Origin of the sequence: Streptomyces sp. XY431 (assembly GCF_001279805.1) — a bacterium.
Classification (GTDB): Bacteria; Actinomycetota; Actinomycetes; order Streptomycetales; family Streptomycetaceae; genus Kitasatospora; species Kitasatospora purpeofusca.
The window spans coordinates 1-342 of sequence record NZ_LGDO01000370.1; the positions used below are offsets into that span (position 1 = coordinate 1).

The following is a 342-nucleotide window of genomic DNA, read 5'->3' on the forward strand; positions in this document are numbered from 1 at the left end:
TTCGGTGAGGTCGGCGGCGGCGGTCTCGGCCTCGGTGCGGACGCGTTCGGCGTGGGTGTCGGCGGCTTCGCGGACGGCGGCGGCCTCGGCGGCGGTGCGCCCGGCCAGCTCCTCGGCGGCGGCCTCGCTGTCGGCCCGGAGCTGCTCGGCGGCGGCTTCGGTCTCGGCCCGGAGCTGTTCGGCGGCGGCCCCGGCGGCCTCCAGGGCCCGCTCGGCCTCGGCCTGGAGCCGGGTGGTCTCGGTGGTGGTGCGTTCGGTGAGGTCGGCGGCGGCGGTCTCGGCCTCGGTGCGGACGCGTTCGGCGTGGGTGTCGGCGGCTTCGCGGACGGCGGCGGCCTCGGC

The 342-nt window shown here is 80.1% G+C and carries 1 protein-coding gene; it reads right to left on the reverse strand.

Annotated elements, in window-relative coordinates:
- Positions 1–342, reverse strand: a 342-nt coding sequence (locus ADK60_RS48505) for a hypothetical protein (RefSeq protein WP_199839767.1), incomplete at both ends; no start/stop codon positions are given.